Genomic DNA, 17,694 nt, shown 5'->3' with positions numbered 1-17,694 from the left:
CACACCCATATTTATCAGACAATTAAGACGATTTGTGTCAAAATTACTCTAGTTTTGACACTTAAAAGGAATATTCCGCTTTAACAACTAATATATTATAGAAAAAGGAGGTTCACCCAATGATTTATACGTCATTTGATAACACGATCTCCCGGTTATCTTCATTTGATACCATCGGCTATGATAAAGATAAGCAATTATTAAAAGTTATTTTTTTCAATGGAACAAGTATCATTTATAAACATGTCTTAGAGTTTGATATCTTTTCATTCATCATTTCCCAGGACAAGGAATCTTTCTATCAGCAACATATTTGCGACCAATATGAACAAGCTGAGACAATTGTTAACTAGTCTCAGCTTGTTTCTGTTTACTCATTTGTTTAATAATGTTACCAAAAACGTCATAAACCGTTTCTTCTCCCTTTTGCGATGAAAAGTTGGCAACGACCATCGCATATTGTGGATCGTCAGCAGGAAAATAACCAGCAAACCAATGATAATTCTTTGCCCCATCTGTCTCTGCGGTTCCCGATTTTCCAGCAATCGGCATCGGCAGCTTATTTAATGAGTGAGCAGTTCCCTCTGAATCTGTGACAACACCTCTAAGCAAGGATTGCAACTTCATAATAGTATAAGGGGCCAATGTTTTTCCATCCTGTTCATGACTCGGAAAAGTTGTCATCGGCATGCTTTTATTGTTATAAAGAATTTTTGAGGCCGCTCTAACCTCTTTCTTTTGTCCTCCTCTTGCAATGGTCGCCATCATGTTAACAACTGAGAGCGGTGTTAGCTTAACATTTAATTGACCAATGGCTGTTTGGGCAATGGCTTTTTTAGAGTGTTTGTCATCTTCTGATTGCCAAATCGTATTCGCTTGTTCCTCAGGAAATTGACGTAAATCATTGATGTGAAATACATCGCCCGACCAGCCCGACCTTCCTGTTAACCCCAACTTATCGGCATAGTCTTCCATAACCTGCAAATCCGTCTTCATAAGCCGATTAGCTAAAGTAGCAAACGTGTAATTACAACTTTGATAAAAACTATCTTTAAATCCAAGTTGTCCGAGTTGACGATCAGCCTGCTCTTCCCCGTAAACCCCTAAATTGCAATTGTATTGCTGATCATTCGTGATAATGTTATGACCAATACTAGCAGCAGCAGTCACCACTTTAAAAATAGATCCTGGGAATTTGGCTGTCAACATATTGTTTTGGTGACCACCACTAAACGGGTCATTCGTCATCATTTTTGGCCGATTAACCATCGCTAATAGATCGCTGTTACTAACATCAACAATGGCAACCCCACCGCGATCGATATTAGACTGTTCAACGGCTTGTTCGGCTATATCCTGCAATGATTGATTAATCGTTGTTTGAATGTGCAATGGAAAGTAATTCTGATTCTGAATGGCACTTAACCGCATGCTATCTTCAAACATTGGTTGCCCCGTTCCCGTCGTGTGATAAAGCAACTTTTCTTGGTCCCGTGAAATTAAAAATGGATCAAAAGCCCGCTGCAATCCCGTTAAACCAACCGTTGTTTGCTTGGAGACCATTCCTTTATTCAAAAGATCAGGGTAGCGTTTTTTAACCAGTGACTGATTTTCCCCAGTTATGCCGATAAGATAAGGTGCTGAGAGTCCAAATCGGTCACGATTTAACGACAGAGCATGAACACCGGTCAAATTCAAGGCATTGATTTGTTGTTTTTGATCAGAAGTGATATGTAACGATGGCTGATTAAAGACAAACGGTTTGTCAGCATTCAGAACAGCCTGCTTTAAATCATTTGCGTTGATGTGTAATATCTTAGCTACTTTGTTGGCAGGCCAGTCAACGGTTTTTAAGAAAGGAAATAATACCAATTGATTTTGTTTTGGATTCATTGTTTCTTTATTACGATACAGAAACGAGCCACGGCCGTTATCAATGACAAACTCACTTGTTCGCTGCTCAACACTTTGACGGATTAAGTCAACGTGTTCATCTGAAAGAGATTCAGTAGCGAATAATTGGAGTTGAGCTAATCGACAAATAAATAAAACCAGTACGAGGAGCAGGCACAGACCGATGAATCGAAAACGTTTATAAAATTGCATGCAAACACCTCTGCTGACATTGTTGTCAACATTCTCATGTTCTAAACCCTCAGCAAAGGCGTTATCTTACATTTCTGACATAAAAAAAGCCGGTCATAAAAACCGGCAAACAACCTGAACCCTTTCTTATTGTACATTCACAATTTTGACATTCATTTCTCCACCTGGTGTCACGACGGTTACTTGATTACCGATACGCTTTCCCATGAGGCTTTTCGCAATCGGTGAGTCGTTCGATATTTTACCTTCAAATGGATCTGCTTCCGCACTTCCAACAATCGTATAAGTCTCTTCATCTCCGTCAGGAAGCTCTTGAAAAGTCACAGTCTTACCGATATTAACAACATCAGGGTGACTGTCATCATCTTCAATAATGACAGCGTTCCGTATCATTTGCTCCAATTGTTGAATACGTGACTCAACAAATGCTTGTTCATCTTTAGCGGCGTCATATTCGGAGTTCTCGGATAGATCGCCAAAATCTCGCGCGATTTTAATTCGCTCAACAACTTCTTTTCGCTTTACAGTTTTTAATTGATCAAGTTCTTCTTCAAGTTTGTGTTTACCTTCTTCGGTCATATAGTGTTGTTTCTCTTCAGCCATATGTACACTCCTCTATTTTGGTCAACCCATTTGATTGACAGTTTCAGACAATCGAGTGGCTACAGAGTCTTCTAAAATGCTTTCGACTTTTGTTGTCAATAAATCAATAGCAACTTCATTTTGACCGCCTTCAGGAATAATAATGTCAGCATATCTTTTCGTCGGTTCTATGAATTGGTTGTGCATCGGCCGAACAACAGAAATGTATTGTTCAATGACTGAATCCATCGTACGTCCACGTTCATTAATATCTCTTATCATCCGGCGAATCACACGTAAATCAGAATCTGTATCAACAAAAACTTTAATGTCCATGAGATTGCGAAGCCGCTCATCATCAAGAATTAAGATGCCTTCAATAATGATGACATCCTTTGGTTTGACAGGAATTATTTTATCAGATCTTGTGTGTGCTGTATAGTCATACACTGGCTTTTGGACGGCTTTGAATTGCAAAAGTTCCTTAATATGTTCAATTAATAAATCATAATCAAAGGCTAACGGATGGTCATAATTCGTTTGCAGGCGTTCATCCATGGTTTTTTCGTCTTGATTTTGATAATAGGCATCCTGTTCAATCACAGCAATGGATTGGTGTGGAAATTCACGGGAAATTTCCCTCGCAACGGTCGTTTTCCCTGATCCCGATCCGCCTGCAACACCAATCACAATGGGTTTATGTTTCATGTTCTAAAATCCTTTCCAAGTTTTAAGCTTACGGCGAGTCCATCTCCAACGGTTAAAAACACTGTCTGATAATAAGGGTTCAAGGACAGTTCTTGATTAAATGTCCGCAATTTATGAACGATCCGTCGGAAACGTTTGGGAATATCCTCATCCGCTTGTGTGACGAATCCTCTAAAAAAGACATTATCGGTAATGACAAGTCCTCCAGCCTTAAGCATTGGCGTGTATAAATCAAAAAATGAACCGTACTGACCTTTAGCAGCATCAATAAATAATAAGTCAAACGGAGCCATGCACCCGACTTCCTGATCCAATTGGAGTGCATCACCGCTCATGATTTCGACTTGTGTTTGATAACCATACTTCCTTATATTATGGCGGGCAGCACTCGCCATATCTTCATCGCGTTCTATTGTCACAACATGAATCTGCGGGGACATTCGCGCCATCATCATGGCGGAATAACCGATAGCTGTTCCTATTTCTAAAATCTTTAGCGATGAGTGTAACGTAATTAATTGCTGAATATGGGCCATCGCATCGGCATGGATAATCGGAATCCGGCTATCGGACGCATATGATTCTAATTCGGGAAAGGGCCGATAATCCAAAGACAAATTGGCCGCATATTGTCCAAGGGACGCGTCCGTCATGTGTACACCTCTTTTATATCTGCAGAAAAGAAGAACCCTTTGTTATTCCTCTTTTTTCTTCTCTAATTCATCCCATTCGTGGTCATACTTTTTTATATTTGCTTTGTGTTGTGGAAAATTCTTGGAATACAAAATCTCCCCATTAGGTCTTGCGTAGAAATATTTAAAGTCTGTATTAATGGGGTCAAGAACAGCCTTCATCGCTTGTTCCCCAGGATTGCCTATCGGTCCCGGTGGCAATCCCTTATACTTATAGGTGTTGTAAGGGGAATCCTTGCCAGCTTGTTTATTAGATATATTCATTTGATGTTTTCCCAATGCATATGACACCGTCGGATCGGTTTGGAGCGGCATTTTAGTATGCAAGCGATTATAGAAAACTCCTGTTATTTTTCGACGTTGTTTATATGTCTTTGCCTCTCTTTCAACAATGGAGGCCAATGTCAACCACTTATGAACCGAATCGATTTCTTTGATATCTTGTAAGTCTCCTTTATATTTTGAAAGGACTTGCTTGGTTTTATCCAACATTCGTTTAATAATTGTATCAAGCTTTGGATTTTCTTTTGTAAAGCTATAGGTGGCTGGGAACAAATAACCTTCTAACGGATACTTAATCTTTTCCCCCAGTACAGCTGGTTTCAAAAATGTATATTGATTTAAATAATGCTTCTTAATGTAGTCATGATCTTTCATCTTTTTAAGGATATCAGCTTTCTTTAGCTTAGTATGCTTAGCAATGACCCCAGCATAATCCTTAATCCACTGGCTTTCAGGGAATGTCATCTTCACTTTAGGTTTTTCGCTAACCTTGCCAGACTTTAATGTTTCGATGACTTCATCAAGCGTCATTGATGGCGTCAGTTCATATGTTCCCGCCTGAAATCCGTTCTCATTTTTATACTTAACATAATAGCGAAAAATGAGCGCATTTTTGATGACACCCTTGTCTTCCAAACGTTGACCGATTTCCGACACTCCGGTGCCCATAGGGATGGTCACGTTAACTTTCTCTTCACTCGAAGGATCTACGGGTTTTAATCCGTTGCTGACATAGAAATAAATAAACAAGGTTGCTGCAATGATGAGTACGACTATGGCAACAATAGCGATTAAAACAATCCGCCTCACCAAGCGATTTTCTTTAGCGCGATTTTCTATTTGACGAAATCGATCATCGGAATTCGACACATCTTGACCTCCTCTAACACAACATACCTCATCTATTATACAATAATTCGACAGGTTGTCGACAAGCCCTCTTGATAATTTTCTAGAACTTAAAGCGTTATATTTGCTATATATTAAAAAAGGCTGTTTTATAAAATATTGTTTTTTGGACAAAATCTTATTTTGTTTTAAAAAAATACTTGATTGGAGTGGAGGGCAGTCGACTCCCGTGGGAAAAGCAACAGCTGAAGACCCCGCAGGAAGTGGTTTTCTTCCGAGGAGGCTGAAGCGTTGCCCGCGGAAAGCGACAGCCCGGAACGGAAATCAACGGAGCTGCAATGTCGTATTTTTGATTCAACCATAAGGTTAAAAAGCAACGAAATTTACGAAAACAGCCTTCTAAATCCCTCATAATATGGTTTAAGCAAGAAAAAAAGAGCTTCCAAAGTGGAAGCTCTTAAACATGCCCTTCTTCGACAAAGGTATTCAGCATTTCTTCAATCATATCCCATTCCTTATCAGTTTCAACTGGGAATAAATTGAAGTCATCCCCTTCTTCTTCAAACCTAAAGGCATATACTTCTTCTTCTTGATCGTCGGTATCATTATCCGGCTCCACTGGTTTGACAACCATATATGAACGTTCTGTTTCATCAACATCAAACGTAAATAAAATGTCAAATAAGTGTTCCTCACCTTGTTCGTCCGGTATCACAACACGCTCTTGTTCCTCAGACAATTATGTCACCCCATTTCTATCTAAGTAACTTTGTAAAATTAACATGGCAGCCATTTTATCAATCACTTTTTTTCGTTTTTTTCGGCTGACATCCGCACTCAAAAGCGTTCGTTCTGCTGCCATGGTTGTTAACCTCTCATCCACTAACTCGATGGGCACAGTAAAGGTCGTTTCTAATGTTTCCGAAAAATCTTTAGTTATTTCACCGCGTTCACCAATTGTATTATTCATATTTTTTGGTAAACCAACAATGATTTTATAAATATCGTGCTCGTCAATTAATTGTTTGAGCCGCTCAAACAATGCTGCTTGATCATCAGGATGATGTCGGATGGTTTCGATCCCCTGTGCCGTCAGTCCCAAAGCATCACTGACAGCCACACCAACCGTACGATCCCCGTAGTCAAGTCCCATGATTTTCATGAATTATCCCTCACCATGTTGGTCTAGATAGGATTTCACCAATTCTTCAATGATTTCATCCCGTTCAATCTTGCGGATTAAGTTTCTGGCATCTTGATGTCGAGGAATATAAGCCGGATCACCGGATAATAAGTATCCAACGATCTGGTTAATCGGATTATAACCTTTACTGTGAAGGGCTTGATAAACTTGTAATAAAACTTCTTTTGCTTCACGGCTTTCAGGTTCTTCATTGAAATTAAATTTCATGGTTTGATCCATCTCAGATTATCCCCCCAGGTTCAGACTCACGTTTTGGCCATGTTGTTTATTGTTGGTTTTCGATCCACTCGTATACATAATGAAGGGCTCCGATCACTTCATCGGGGTTTTTGCCTCCAGCTTGAGCCATATCTGGACGGCCACCACCACCGCCGCCACACCGGGTAGCAACTTCCTTGATCAGTTTGCCAGCGTGATAACCGGCTTGGACAAGATCATCTGTGACACCGGCTATAAGCTGAACCTTGCCATCATTAACTGCAGCCAATACCACAATTCCTGAATCCATATTCTGCTTTAGTTGATCAACCATACCGCGCAGTCCATTCATATCTTGTCCATTAACTTGTTCCGCCAATACTTTAACACCATTAATATCTTTGATGTTATGAACTAAGTCATTAACTTCTGCATTACCTAATTTCGCTGTTAAGGACTCATTTTCCTTTTCCAAATCTTTAATTGTCTGTTGTAAAGTTTCAATTCGTTCAGGAATCTGCTGAACATTTGTTTTGAGTTGATCAGCGATTTGATTTAATTGTGCAGCACTTTGGTTCAATTGTCTAAATGCATATTGCCCTGTAACAGCTTCAATCCGGCGTGTTCCTGCGCCAATACCTGCATCGGATACAATTTTAAATAAACCAATTTCCGCCGTATTATTAACATGGCAGCCACCACAAAGTTCTAAGCTGTAATCACCGACACGAACAACGCGGACAACATCACTATATTTTTCACCAAATAAAGCCATCGCGCCCATGGCTTTTGCTTCATCTAATTGTTTTTCCATCACCTCAACAGGAATATTGGCCCATATTTTTTGGTTAACAATCGTTTCAATCCGTTGAATGTCTTCTTCAGTCGTTTTATCAAAATGTGTGAAATCAAACCGCAAACGATCCGGGGCCACAAGTGAGCCCGCTTGATTGACATGCTCACCAAGAACATCCTTCAATGCCTGATGCAATAGATGGGTTGCTGTGTGATTCTTTTCAGTATCGGCTCTTTCTTGCTCATCGATATCAGCTGTCAAACGGTCACCGGTGTGAAGTGTGCCCTCATCAATCCTGACTGTGTGTAAATGCTGACCATTTGGCGCCTTTTGGACATCCTGCATCACAAGAGACGCTTCATCATTAAATAAGTATCCCTGATCAGCTACTTGCCCACCACTTTCGGCATAGAAAGGTGTCCGATCTAATAATACTTGAACCTCTTCTCCAGAAACGGCTTGTTGGACGATCTCATCATTTTTCAACATGACAGTAACGGTTGTTTCAGCCTCTGATTGGTCATAGCCAACGAAATCACTTGAAGTCGTTATATTCCGCAACGTTTCACTTTGGACTTGCATTGAATCAGTACTTTGACGGGCTTGACGGGCTCTGTTCCGCTGCATTTCAAGTTCTTGCTCAAATCCTTCTAAATCAATAGCAAATCCTGCTTGTTCGGCATATTCTTGAGTAAGTTCAACCGGAAAGCCAAAGGTATCATACAATTTAAAGACATCTTGTCCTGAAACAACCTTTTCGGCTTTAGCATCATCTCGTTCCAAAATACCCGTTAAAATTTGTAAACCTTCATGAATCGTTTCATGAAATCGTTCTTCCTCAGAACGAATAATTTTTTGAATAAACGCTGTTTTATCCGGCAATTCGTTGTAGAATGCTTTCATAATATCAGCGACTTTATCAACCAATTCATACATAAATGGTCTTTCAATTCCGAGCTCCATCGAAAATCGAACGGCCCGGCGAATCAGTCGTCTTAATACATAACCACGACCTTCATTGGAAGGTAAAGCACCATCAGCAATGGCAAAGGTCACCGCGCGTACATGATCGGTAATCACTTTAAAAGCCGTATCCTTTGCATTTTGTTCACCATAACTCATTCCAGAAATGGATTCAATTTCATGGATCATCGGCATAAACAAATCAGTGTCAAAATTGGTCTTAGCATCTTGAATGACCGATACCATTCGTTCCAGACCCATACCTGTATCAATATTTTTCTTTGGAAGCGGCGTATAACTGCCATCAGGGTTATGATTATACTGTGAAAAAACTAAGTTCCAAATTTCCAGATGACGTTCATTTTCCCCACCTGGGAACATTTCTGGATCACTCGGATCATCGCCATAAGCAGGACCACGGTCATAAAAAATTTCCGTATTCGGACCACATGGCCCTTCACCGATATCCCAAAAATTTTCTTCTAAACGGATAATCCGTTCATCGGGAATCCCAACTTTATCATGCCAGATATCATAAGCTTCATCATCGTTTGGATAGATCGTGACAGCTAATTTCTCCGGTTCGAAACCAATCCAATCCTTACTCGTGAGAAATTCCCATGCCCACTGTATGGCTTCTTCTTTAAAATAATCACCAATAGAAAAATTACCTAGCATTTCAAAAAATGTGTGATGCCTTGCCGTATAACCGACATTTTCAATATCGTTGGTTCGAATCGCCTTCTGTGCATTAGCCATTCTAGGGTTATCCGGGACAACCCGGCCATCAAAATACTTTTTCAAAGTAGCTACACCGCTGTTAATCCATAATAGTGTTGGATCTTCATGCGGGACTAATGGGGCACTTGGTTCAACTTTATGCCCTTTTTCTGTAAAAAAATCTAGAAATTTTTGTCTGACCTCAGCTGATGTCAACGATGGCTCCATTACTTAAGACCTCCTTAAAATATAAAGAAGCCCTCATCCCTTACAGGGACGAGAGCTTAATCATCTCACGCGGTACCACCCTGGTTATCCGCAAGACTTGCGGATCCACTTTGGCAGACGGTTAACGGTGTCCTCGGCCGGCAGTGGTTAACTGCACTCAGGAGTAGCGTGTTGCAAGCACTGCATTGGGGATCTCTTTCAGCCGTGAAGATTCCTCTCTGTCAATGGCTGCAGGCAACGGGCTCCCTTATCATGTTCGCCGTTTTTCTATTCCTGTCGACATTATAGATGAGCTCAGATTCCTTTGTCAATTTTTTTTCGCTGTTCAGCATAATGGTTAACAATCACTCGAATGGCTAGAAATATTGGAACTGCCAAAAGCAACCCTAAAATTCCGGCAAAAGTCTCACCAACGACCAGTGACAACATAATCCACACAGGATGAACATGGACACTCCTACCCACAATCAGAGGGCTAATGATATTGCCTTCTAAAAATTGAATCACCAAAATGAGAACCCCAACGAGAATGACGGTTTTTACGGAAACCGTCGCAGCAATAAGAATCGCCGGCACTGCACCAATGATGGGCCCAAAAAACGGGATAATATCGGTAATCCCGATAAACATCCCTAAGATAAGCGGATAAGGGACATCAAGGAACCAAAGACCGATAAATGCGACAACTATTAAGGCCGCACACACCAATAATTGGCCTCTGATAAAGTTACCTAATTGCTGATCAATCTTATGCGTCAATTCCCTGCCTGTTGGTCGCCAACTTTCCGGTACAATGTGCCAAAAATAACGCCTCATTTTATCGGCATCTTTTAAAAAGTAAAAAACAAGAAACGGAATCAAAAGAATAGTGAAAAAAGATTTAACCAAACCTTGCAACCAAGAAACAACACCGTGAATAAAAGATTTTAAGGTGTTTTCCACTGATGACAGGATTTGATCAAAGTTATCATGAAGCGTCTCCGGCCAATTGGACGTGGCAAGATAGATATCATTCACATGTTTTCGGTAAACTTGAATCCAATCCGGTATTTGTTCAGCAAAATGCTTCAATTGCGTAATTACATAAGGCATACCCTTGATAAGCGCATAGATCATCACCCCAAAAAAAGTGGTATAAATGATCAGAATCGCCACAGGCCGTGGCATACCGCGCTGCAAGTAATTCACAAACGGATGTAACAAATACGCAATAAGAAGCGCAATAAAAAACGGTGTCAGCATTCTTAGTAGATTGCCAATAACCATTTTAAAATAAGGCAGCAATTGTATCGCCATATATACAGAAATCAACGCGATTAAGAGGATGGAGAGCCTACGTAACCATTCTGCTGACGATCGTGGCTTCATGGCGAACCTCCGTTATCTTTCAAGCATATCTTTCATCGTCAGCAAATAAATCATCGAGCGTCGTCAAACTCCCATCCCACTCAACTTGATTCATAGAAAACTTTCCGTCAGTCAATGTTAATTCGATAAAACAATTCCAGCAGTAATAATGTTGACTGCCAATCTTTCCGAGATTTCGACTCGAACAGTTAGGGCATCGCATTGTCTCACCTCTAGTATTAAAAATTATTTAATACTAGAGTGCCCTATTTTGTGTACCGTCATACATAGTCCCCTGATCCGGTCAATCGTATCCATCGGTTTTTTGCCCACTGGTGAGCTCAGGTTCGGCAACATCTTCAATGTGAGTCGTCTCTTCTTGCAAACGTTCCACGAGTTTATCAGCCAATACCGTATGACGGCGATCAACGTCGGAGCGATTAATCGCTTGCTCAAAGGCCGAGCTGTCACCACAAATAATGAGATAGGAACGACTGCGCGTGACAGCTGTATAAATAATATTGCGCTTAAGCATTCGGTGATAGCCTTTGACAATCGGCAAGACGACAATTGGAAATTCGCTTCCCTGAGATTTATGAATCGAACAACAATAAGCTAACGTCAATTGATTTAAGTCTTTTTTAACATAGCTCACTTCATTCCCATCAAAGGATACAACCACTCGTTCAATTTTATCTTTCGTTTCTTTTGCCTTAATAATGGCGACAATCTCTCCAATATCGCCATTGAAGACGTTGGATTCAGGTTCATTCATGAGCTGTAAAACTTTATCACCCACGCGATAAACCTTATCACCATACGTGATTGTTTTCTTATCATCGCTATCAGGGTTAAATAAATCTTGTAGCGCCTGGTTGATCGCATCAATACCGGCATTCCCTTTATAGATGGGAGCAAGCACCTGGATGTCCCGTGGTGCATAACCTTTACTGACAGCATTTTCGCAGACTTGGCAAATCGCATCGATAATATCGCGCTGACGGCATTTGAAAAAACGGCGATCGATCTGCGGCTGGGTCAATGTCTCGGGAATGAGACCATCCTTAATATGGTGAGCAAGTTCGATAATCGATGAGCCATCCTCCTGCCGGTAGATATCTGTTAGCCGTACGGTCGGAATCACTTCGGCATCAAGAAAATCTTTCAAGACTTGCCCAGGACCTACGGAAGGTAGTTGATCTTCATCACCTACAATCACAACTTGGATATTATCTGGGAGTGATTTAAATAATTGATTGGTTAGCCATAAGTCAACCATTGACATTTCATCAATGATTAACAATCGGCCTGCAATTGGATTTTCATCATCATGATCAAAACCGGCTTCACCTTTCCAGCCCAATAATCGATGGATCGTCACAGCTGGTAGCCCGGTTGATTCTCCCATCCGCTTGGCGGCACGACCGGTCGGCGCAATTAAAATAAACGGATAATCTTCGTCGTCTTTGTAATCTTTAAGATTCAAGGACAGACCGTTTAATTCAGCGTAGACTTCCACCATTCCCTTAATGACAGTTGTTTTTCCTGTTCCAGGGCCACCTGTCAGCAACATAACAGGCGAGGCTAAGGCCGTCTGAATCGCCTTCCGCTGGCTGGGTGCATATTGGATATCCAAGCGTTCTTCAAGCGATCCTAACGCCTCTAAGAACTCAGTCTCGGAAAATTCCGCCTGCGGCGACGGCTCTTCAGCTAAGTGACTAATACTCGTAACCACACCTTTTTCGGCAAAGTAAAGACTCGGCAAATAGATATGCTCATCCTCAATGACGAGCTTTCCCTCTTCCTCAAGGACATCGATTTCTTGCATAACTTGGCCTTCATTAATAATGGGTGTGGGTTGATTCAGTAATTTCAATGTCGCCTCGATGATATCATCAATGGGAAGAAAGACGTGCCCATTATTCATCGCTTCCTCGGTCAGCAAATAAATCATAGCTGCATGGATGCGATTGGGATGATCACGATCCATACCTAATGATTGAGCAAGTTCATCCGACCGCTGGAACCCGATACCGTCAACATCATGTACGAGACAATAGGGATTATCATTGATTATTTCCACCGTTTCATTCCCGTAGGTTTGATAGATTTTCATCGACAATTGCGGACCGAATCCATATTTTGACAGAGTAAGCATGATTCTTTCTAGCCCCTGGTGTTCCATTAATGTGTTATACAGCTGCTTAGCTTTGTCATCGGGAAGTTTCGGCACATCATTCAGACATTCGGGTGAATCAATGATTTTGGAGACTGCATTTTCCCCAAGGGTATGAATGATGCTCTCCGCTGTTTTTTGACCAATTCCCGGAAATAGATCACCCGACAAGTATTGAATCATACCTTCCTCGGATTCCGGTAACAACTTTTTATAATACTGCACTTCATACTGCTTGCCGTAACGGGGATGAACTTGAATCGTTCCCGTAAAGTGATAGCTTTCATGCATATGAATGACGGGAAAGTGACCGATGACTGCGATGTCTTTATCGTCCAGATCCTCATTTGTCTCTTCTACTTTGACACGCATTACTGTATAAGCATTATCATCGTTTTTAAAAATCACACGATAGGGGGTGCCCTTTATATAATTGTCTTCATCAGTTTGGCGCCCTTCAACAACCTCTACCATATCGGTCCCTCACTCTATGATTCATTGTTCTGCTGATTTTTCACAAGTTGTTTCAAGGCATGAGACGCCAGCATATGATCCTCTTGAATCGCCAGCGCCTGACTAAAATAGTTCTTTGCGGCTTCCGTATCATCTTTATAACTGTAAGCGACACCCAAGTTGTAAAAAGCGTCAGCATGTTCTGGTTGTTCAGAAATAACATGATTCCACTGTTGAACGGCCATATCGACATATCCCGTCTTTGACAGGCAAAGACCATATTGAAACCTGGCTTCTGTATCGTCCGGACGCCATTCCAACGAACGCTGAAAATGTACAAGGGCCATTAATGCTTGACCGAGATTGCTATATGCCTGTCCAATCATATAATGAACGTCACCATCTTCAAACCCATGACTGATCGTTTCTGTATACTGTTTAATCGCCTCATGGTATTCACCGCTATTAAAAAGTGTGTTTCCGTACCCATAATACGCCGGCGCATGAGTCTCATCCAGTTGCAAAGCCCTGTGATAAAAGTTGAGGGCTTTCTCCGGCTGCTGCATGGTAGTTAACAAATTGCCAAAATTGGTATAGCCAACCGGGTCATCCGGATAGGTTTCGATATAATCATTAAAGGCTTGCGCCGCTTTTTCATATTTTTGTTGTTCCCAAAACTGTAAACCTTGTTCAATCAAGTCAGACACAGACAGCATCCCCTACAATCATTTTTACGACGCACAGGACGTGCTAGCATCGGCGTTCGCAATAGGACGTTGCGTTTCTTAGCCGATGATTATCTAAACTTTCTTCCCCACTAAAGTGAAATGGTTGTACTTAGAGTAGCGGGGAAGTGCCCTCCACATCAATCTTTCTATACTCTAGTATATCAAAAACGTCATCCTTAACTCCATTAACTCCATGCAATTGACCATAAAAAGACACCGGAATCTTTCTCCGGTGCCCATATATATTACGCATTGGCTGTGACAAAGTCGAATGTCCGGTGGTAGTCATTTTGAAAAACGGTGTCAATAGTCGCACCACCGAGACAAATATCACCATCATAGAAAACCACCGACTGCCCGGGAGTAATCGCCCGCTGCGGTTCATCAAACAGCACTTTCACCCGATCATCCGCCTCAATGATGACTGTTACCGATCGGTCGGTTTGTCTATAACGGAATTTAGCAGTGCATTGAATCGTATCTTCGTCGGGTCGACCGTTCACCCAGTTCACCTTTTCAGCCATTAAGCCTTCGGAAAACAAGGCAGGATGATTGCCGCCTGGAGCGACATATAAAATATTTTGATCAAGATCACGACCGCACACAAACCACGGACCGCCGGGACCCCCAATACCAAGCCCCTGACGTTGACCATTGGTATAGTACATCAATCCGTCATGGTAACCCTTAAACTCACCGTCAATCGTCCTGATTTCACCTTTTTGTGCTGGTAAATAGTTACTTAGAAAGGTTTTAAAATCACGTTCACCAATGAAACAAATGCCTGTACTATCTTTTTTATTAGCTGTTGCTAGATCGTGTTTTTTCGCGATATCACGAACCTCAGTTTTTTCAAGCTCACCCAGCGGAAACATAACTTGGCTAATTTGATGTTCGCTCAATTGATTAAGAAAATAGGTTTGATCTTTATTATGATCAACACCGCGAACCAATTGTGCTTGACCACGACTGCGATCTACGCGGGCATAATGACCCGTAGCAACATAATCAGCACCAAGATTCAATGCATGATCCAAAAACGCTTTAAATTTAATTTCTTTATTACACATAACATCAGGGTTAGGTGTTCTGCCCGCTTTATATTCATCTAGGAAATAGGTGAATACTTTATCCCAGTATTGTTTTTCAAAATTCACCGCATAGTAAGGAATGCCGATTTGCCCAGCAACTCTAGCAACGTCTTCATAATCTTCCGTTGCTGTGCAAACCCCATTTTCGTCCGTATCATCCCAGTTTTTCATGAAAATACCGACAACATCATAACCTTGTTCCTTCAGTACAAGCGCTGTTACTGAGGAATCAACACCGCCGGACATACCGACAACAACACGAGTATCTTCACGTCGTTTTTCCATCATTCTTCACCACCTTTTCTATTTCGTCAACCGCTTCACTGTCTTCGCTATCACTTCGGCGGCTTCACGAACGTTCTCATCATCATTATGCAAGCCAAAACTGATCCGAATCGAGCTTTCCGGACGATCGGAATTTGTTCCGTGCATAGCTGTCAACACATGTGAAGGATCCATCGAACCGGCTGTACACGCTGAACCGCTGGAAACAGCCACCCCCGATAAATCCAGATTCATGAGCAGTGATTCTACATGCGTTCCCGGGAAATAAGCGTTTAAAATGTGTGCCAAACCATGTTCAGGATCGCCATTAATAGCAAAGTCTATCCCGTATTCGTCAAACACATCCAAGAGCACTTGCTGATAGCGTCTGTAATCATCTACACGTGCCTCACGTTGATGAGAGGCAATCGACAAGGCTTCGCTTAGACCGACGATACCAGGAACATTATGCGTCCCCGCCCGCCGCTTGCGCTCTTGTTCACCACCATGTTGATGAGAAACAAGCTTCGTTCCATCTTTTATATATAAAAAACCGATCCCTTTAGGTCCATTAATTTTATGAGCCGTCATCGATAACAAATCAACCTGTAGCTCGCTGACATTCATGTCGACCACACCAAAGGCCTGCACCGCATCCGTATGCAGCAAAGCAGGCTTATCAGCGAGAAACTCACCTATCTCTTGCACCGGTTGAATCGTACCGACTTCATTATTACCATACATCACTGAGACGAGAATGGTATCGTCCCTGACTTTGGCCTTAAAATCATCAATGTCTATCCTACCACGTTCGTCAACATCCAAATACGTCACATCAAACCCCTGTTCCTCAAGGGCTTGACATGTGTTCAAAACCGCATGATGTTCAACGGACGTCGTAATAATGTGGCGTCCATGATCTTGATTCGCATGGGCCGCACCGACAATGGCAAGATTGTCGGCTTCTGTCCCACCACTCGTAAACACGACTTCACCCGGCGATGCCCCAATGGTTTTTGCAACCGCTCTTCGCGCATCATCAACACGTTTTTGCGCAACACGCCCGAATTGATGAATGCTGGATGGATTACCAAATGTCTCCCGATAAACGTGCGACATCTGTTCAATCACATCAGGATGAACCGGTGTTGTCGCGGCATGATCCAAGTAAATTGCGTTCATCAAACTCATCCTTTTGATCCCTTCATGTTAAATAAAGAACATATACGGATCTTGCATATTATCATGACGATCAAATTCAATCAAATCTTTCAACGTTGTATTTTCCAAAACATTTTTAACAGCATCACGAATTTTAATCCATAATTCCTGTTTGGCCGGCTCGTCATCATCCATAACCTCAACTGGACGAATCGGGCCTTCCAATACTCTAATAATATCTGCACTCGTAATCTCAGACGGATCTTTAGCTAAGACATATCCACCGTAGGCTCCCCGGATACTATTGACAAAACCAGCGTTCCTTAAGGGCGCAATTAGCTGCTCAAGGTAATGTTCTGATAACCGATGTTGTTCGGCAATCGATTTAAGCGACGTCGGCCCACTACCGTGCTTTCTCGCCAGCGCCATCATGATGGTCAACCCGTAACGACCTTTTGTAGAAATCTTCACTGTCAGCACCTCTTTCAACCAAAGTTTGCATTACTTTCCGGAAGAATGGCAAGAACCATCCAACAAGCGTCCCGATCGTTAATCCGAATAGGACAGTTCCAGCTGATACCGGACCGCCCATAAGCCAACCAGCAATCAGTACACACAGTTCCATCATTCGTCGGATATGCGACACTTTCCAACCCGTTTTTTCGGTTAAATATAACATGAGCGTATCCCGAGGGCCGGCACCTTTGTCACCTGAAATATACACACTGATGCCAATGCCATTAATTAAAATACCGATAAGCAGAAACCCCGTCTTACCAGCCCATGAATCAGGAGCCGCCAAAAAATGTAAAAACAAGTCTATAAATGCACCGACAAGTACCATATTTAGTAAGGCGCCTGTTTCTGGAAAGCATCGCCTTAGCAAACTCGTTGTTGTTATAATTAAGCAACCAACGATGACCGACCACGTTCCTACAGTTAATCCGAAATGTTTATATAAGCCAATATGAAGAACATCCCAAGGCGCGCTGCCGAGATGGGCTTCAATCATTAACGCAATACCCAATGACATAATAAGAAGGCCGAAAATAAAAAAAGACCATTTCCATAGCCGAATCAGCCAATTTTGTTTATGAAGAAATACATGTTTCAATGAGCATTCGCTCCACTAAAATTTTTAAAACC

Annotated in this window: 18 protein-coding genes; 1 reads left to right on the top strand and 17 read right to left on the bottom strand. The window is 41.8% G+C overall.

The window, feature by feature from the left end:
* Positions 1–119 precede the first annotated feature (119 nt).
* On the top strand, positions 120–353 hold the full coding sequence (locus B9Y89_RS10985) for a KTSC domain-containing protein (protein WP_085523277.1): 234 nt from the start codon (positions 120–122) through the stop codon (positions 351–353).
* Here B9Y89_RS10985 and B9Y89_RS10980 read toward each other — a convergent pair.
* From B9Y89_RS10980 to B9Y89_RS10900, 17 genes are all read right to left on the bottom strand, one after another.
* Positions 346–2,106 (bottom strand): penicillin-binding transpeptidase domain-containing protein, encoded by a 1,761-nt coding sequence (locus tag B9Y89_RS10980; RefSeq protein WP_085523276.1) that lies wholly within the window; start codon positions 2,104–2,106, stop codon positions 346–348. The two genes, B9Y89_RS10985 and B9Y89_RS10980, sit on opposite strands and share 8 nt — an antisense overlap.
* Before the next feature lie 126 nt (positions 2,107–2,232).
* Positions 2,233–2,709, bottom strand: a complete 477-nt coding sequence (gene greA, locus B9Y89_RS10975; protein WP_085523275.1) for a transcription elongation factor GreA — start codon at positions 2,707–2,709, stop codon at positions 2,233–2,235.
* Positions 2,710–2,730: 21 nt separating this feature from the next.
* Positions 2,731–3,396, bottom strand: a complete 666-nt coding sequence (udk, locus tag B9Y89_RS10970) for a uridine kinase (RefSeq protein ID WP_085523274.1) — start codon at positions 3,394–3,396, stop codon at positions 2,731–2,733.
* The gene (locus tag B9Y89_RS10965) at positions 3,393–4,049 is read right to left on the bottom strand and encodes an O-methyltransferase (RefSeq protein ID WP_085523273.1); all 657 of its coding nucleotides are present in this window, start codon (positions 4,047–4,049) and stop codon (positions 3,393–3,395) included. The genes udk and B9Y89_RS10965 overlap by 4 nt, the downstream gene beginning before the upstream one ends.
* 42 nt (positions 4,050–4,091) lie before the next feature.
* Positions 4,092–5,240 (bottom strand): endolytic transglycosylase MltG, encoded by a 1,149-nt coding sequence (gene mltG / locus B9Y89_RS10960; RefSeq protein ID WP_176222195.1) that lies wholly within the window; start codon positions 5,238–5,240, stop codon positions 4,092–4,094.
* Between the two features lie 436 nt (positions 5,241–5,676).
* Entirely contained in the window at positions 5,677–5,958 is a 282-nt protein-coding gene (locus tag B9Y89_RS10955; protein ID WP_085523272.1) for a DUF1292 domain-containing protein, read from the bottom strand.
* A complete protein-coding gene (gene ruvX, locus B9Y89_RS10950; RefSeq protein ID WP_085523271.1) occupies positions 5,959–6,381 on the bottom strand; it encodes a Holliday junction resolvase RuvX in 423 nt (140 codons plus the stop codon).
* Positions 6,382–6,384: 3 nt separating this feature from the next.
* Complete coding sequence (locus B9Y89_RS10945; RefSeq protein WP_085523270.1) at positions 6,385–6,642, bottom strand: IreB family regulatory phosphoprotein; 258 nt, start codon at positions 6,640–6,642, stop codon at positions 6,385–6,387.
* A 46-nt stretch (positions 6,643–6,688) separates the two neighbouring features.
* Entirely contained in the window at positions 6,689–9,328 is a 2,640-nt protein-coding gene (gene alaS, locus B9Y89_RS10940) for an alanine--tRNA ligase (protein ID WP_085523269.1), read from the bottom strand.
* Between the two features lie 294 nt (positions 9,329–9,622).
* Positions 9,623–10,696 carry an AI-2E family transporter gene (locus B9Y89_RS10935; protein WP_085523268.1) on the bottom strand — a complete coding sequence of 358 codons (1,074 nt, stop codon included), beginning with the start codon at positions 10,694–10,696 and terminating at the stop codon, positions 9,623–9,625.
* A 19-nt stretch (positions 10,697–10,715) separates the two neighbouring features.
* The gene (locus B9Y89_RS10930) at positions 10,716–10,898 is read right to left on the bottom strand and encodes a hypothetical protein (protein ID WP_085523267.1); all 183 of its coding nucleotides are present in this window, start codon (positions 10,896–10,898) and stop codon (positions 10,716–10,718) included.
* A gap of 81 nt (positions 10,899–10,979) precedes the next feature.
* Positions 10,980–13,325, bottom strand: a complete 2,346-nt coding sequence (recD2, locus tag B9Y89_RS10925; protein WP_085523266.1) for an SF1B family DNA helicase RecD2 — start codon at positions 13,323–13,325, stop codon at positions 10,980–10,982.
* A 14-nt stretch (positions 13,326–13,339) separates the two neighbouring features.
* Positions 13,340–14,011 (bottom strand): tetratricopeptide repeat protein, encoded by a 672-nt coding sequence (locus tag B9Y89_RS10920; RefSeq protein WP_176222194.1) that lies wholly within the window; start codon positions 14,009–14,011, stop codon positions 13,340–13,342.
* Positions 14,012–14,277: 266 nt separating this feature from the next.
* Positions 14,278–15,408: a tRNA 2-thiouridine(34) synthase MnmA gene (mnmA, locus tag B9Y89_RS10915; RefSeq protein ID WP_085524702.1), complete on the bottom strand. Its 1,131-nt coding sequence runs from the start codon at positions 15,406–15,408 to the stop codon at positions 14,278–14,280.
* A gap of 18 nt (positions 15,409–15,426) precedes the next feature.
* On the bottom strand, positions 15,427–16,569 hold the full coding sequence (locus B9Y89_RS10910; RefSeq protein WP_085523264.1) for a cysteine desulfurase family protein: 1,143 nt from the start codon (positions 16,567–16,569) through the stop codon (positions 15,427–15,429).
* 27 nt (positions 16,570–16,596) lie between these two features.
* Positions 16,597–17,019 carry a cysteine metabolism transcriptional regulator CymR gene (gene cymR, locus B9Y89_RS10905; protein ID WP_085523263.1) on the bottom strand — a complete coding sequence of 141 codons (423 nt, stop codon included), beginning with the start codon at positions 17,017–17,019 and terminating at the stop codon, positions 16,597–16,599.
* The gene (locus B9Y89_RS10900; protein WP_254901237.1) at positions 16,952–17,662 is read right to left on the bottom strand and encodes a YczE/YyaS/YitT family protein; all 711 of its coding nucleotides are present in this window, start codon (positions 17,660–17,662) and stop codon (positions 16,952–16,954) included. Before B9Y89_RS10900 ends, cymR begins: the two co-directional genes overlap by 68 nt.
* Positions 17,663–17,694: the final 32 nt, after the last annotated feature.

The organism is Tuberibacillus sp. Marseille-P3662, assembly GCF_900178005.1.
Lineage (GTDB): Bacteria > Bacillota > Bacilli > Bacillales > Sporolactobacillaceae > Marseille-P3662.
The sequence above is the reverse complement of the archived record's forward strand: the minus strand, read 5'-3'. Positions and strand labels throughout refer to the sequence as shown.

Bases quoted from the DNA above. Each gene is read 5' to 3' on its own strand.
- B9Y89_RS10985 (WP_085523277.1), top strand. From the start codon at position 120: ATGATTTATACGTCATTTGATAACACGATCTCCCGGTTATCTTCATTT.
- B9Y89_RS10980 (WP_085523276.1), bottom strand. From the start codon at position 2,106: ATGCAATTTTATAAACGTTTTCGATTCATCGGTCTGTGCCTGCTCCTC.
- greA (WP_085523275.1), bottom strand. From the start codon at position 2,709: ATGGCTGAAGAGAAACAACACTATATGACCGAAGAAGGTAAACACAAA.
- udk (WP_085523274.1), bottom strand. From the start codon at position 3,396: ATGAAACATAAACCCATTGTGATTGGTGTTGCAGGCGGATCGGGATCA.
- B9Y89_RS10965 (WP_085523273.1), bottom strand. From the start codon at position 4,049: ATGACGGACGCGTCCCTTGGACAATATGCGGCCAATTTGTCTTTGGAT.
- ruvX (WP_085523271.1), bottom strand. From the start codon at position 6,381: ATGAAAATCATGGGACTTGACTACGGGGATCGTACGGTTGGTGTGGCT.
- B9Y89_RS10945 (WP_085523270.1), bottom strand. From the start codon at position 6,642: ATGGATCAAACCATGAAATTTAATTTCAATGAAGAACCTGAAAGCCGT.
- alaS (WP_085523269.1), bottom strand. From the start codon at position 9,328: ATGGAGCCATCGTTGACATCAGCTGAGGTCAGACAAAAATTTCTAGAT.
- B9Y89_RS10935 (WP_085523268.1), bottom strand. From the start codon at position 10,696: ATGAAGCCACGATCGTCAGCAGAATGGTTACGTAGGCTCTCCATCCTC.
- B9Y89_RS10930 (WP_085523267.1), bottom strand. From the start codon at position 10,898: ATGCGATGCCCTAACTGTTCGAGTCGAAATCTCGGAAAGATTGGCAGT.
- recD2 (WP_085523266.1), bottom strand. From the start codon at position 13,325: ATGGTAGAGGTTGTTGAAGGGCGCCAAACTGATGAAGACAATTATATA.
- mnmA (WP_085524702.1), bottom strand. From the start codon at position 15,408: ATGGAAAAACGACGTGAAGATACTCGTGTTGTTGTCGGTATGTCCGGC.
- B9Y89_RS10910 (WP_085523264.1), bottom strand. From the start codon at position 16,569: ATGAACGCAATTTACTTGGATCATGCCGCGACAACACCGGTTCATCCT.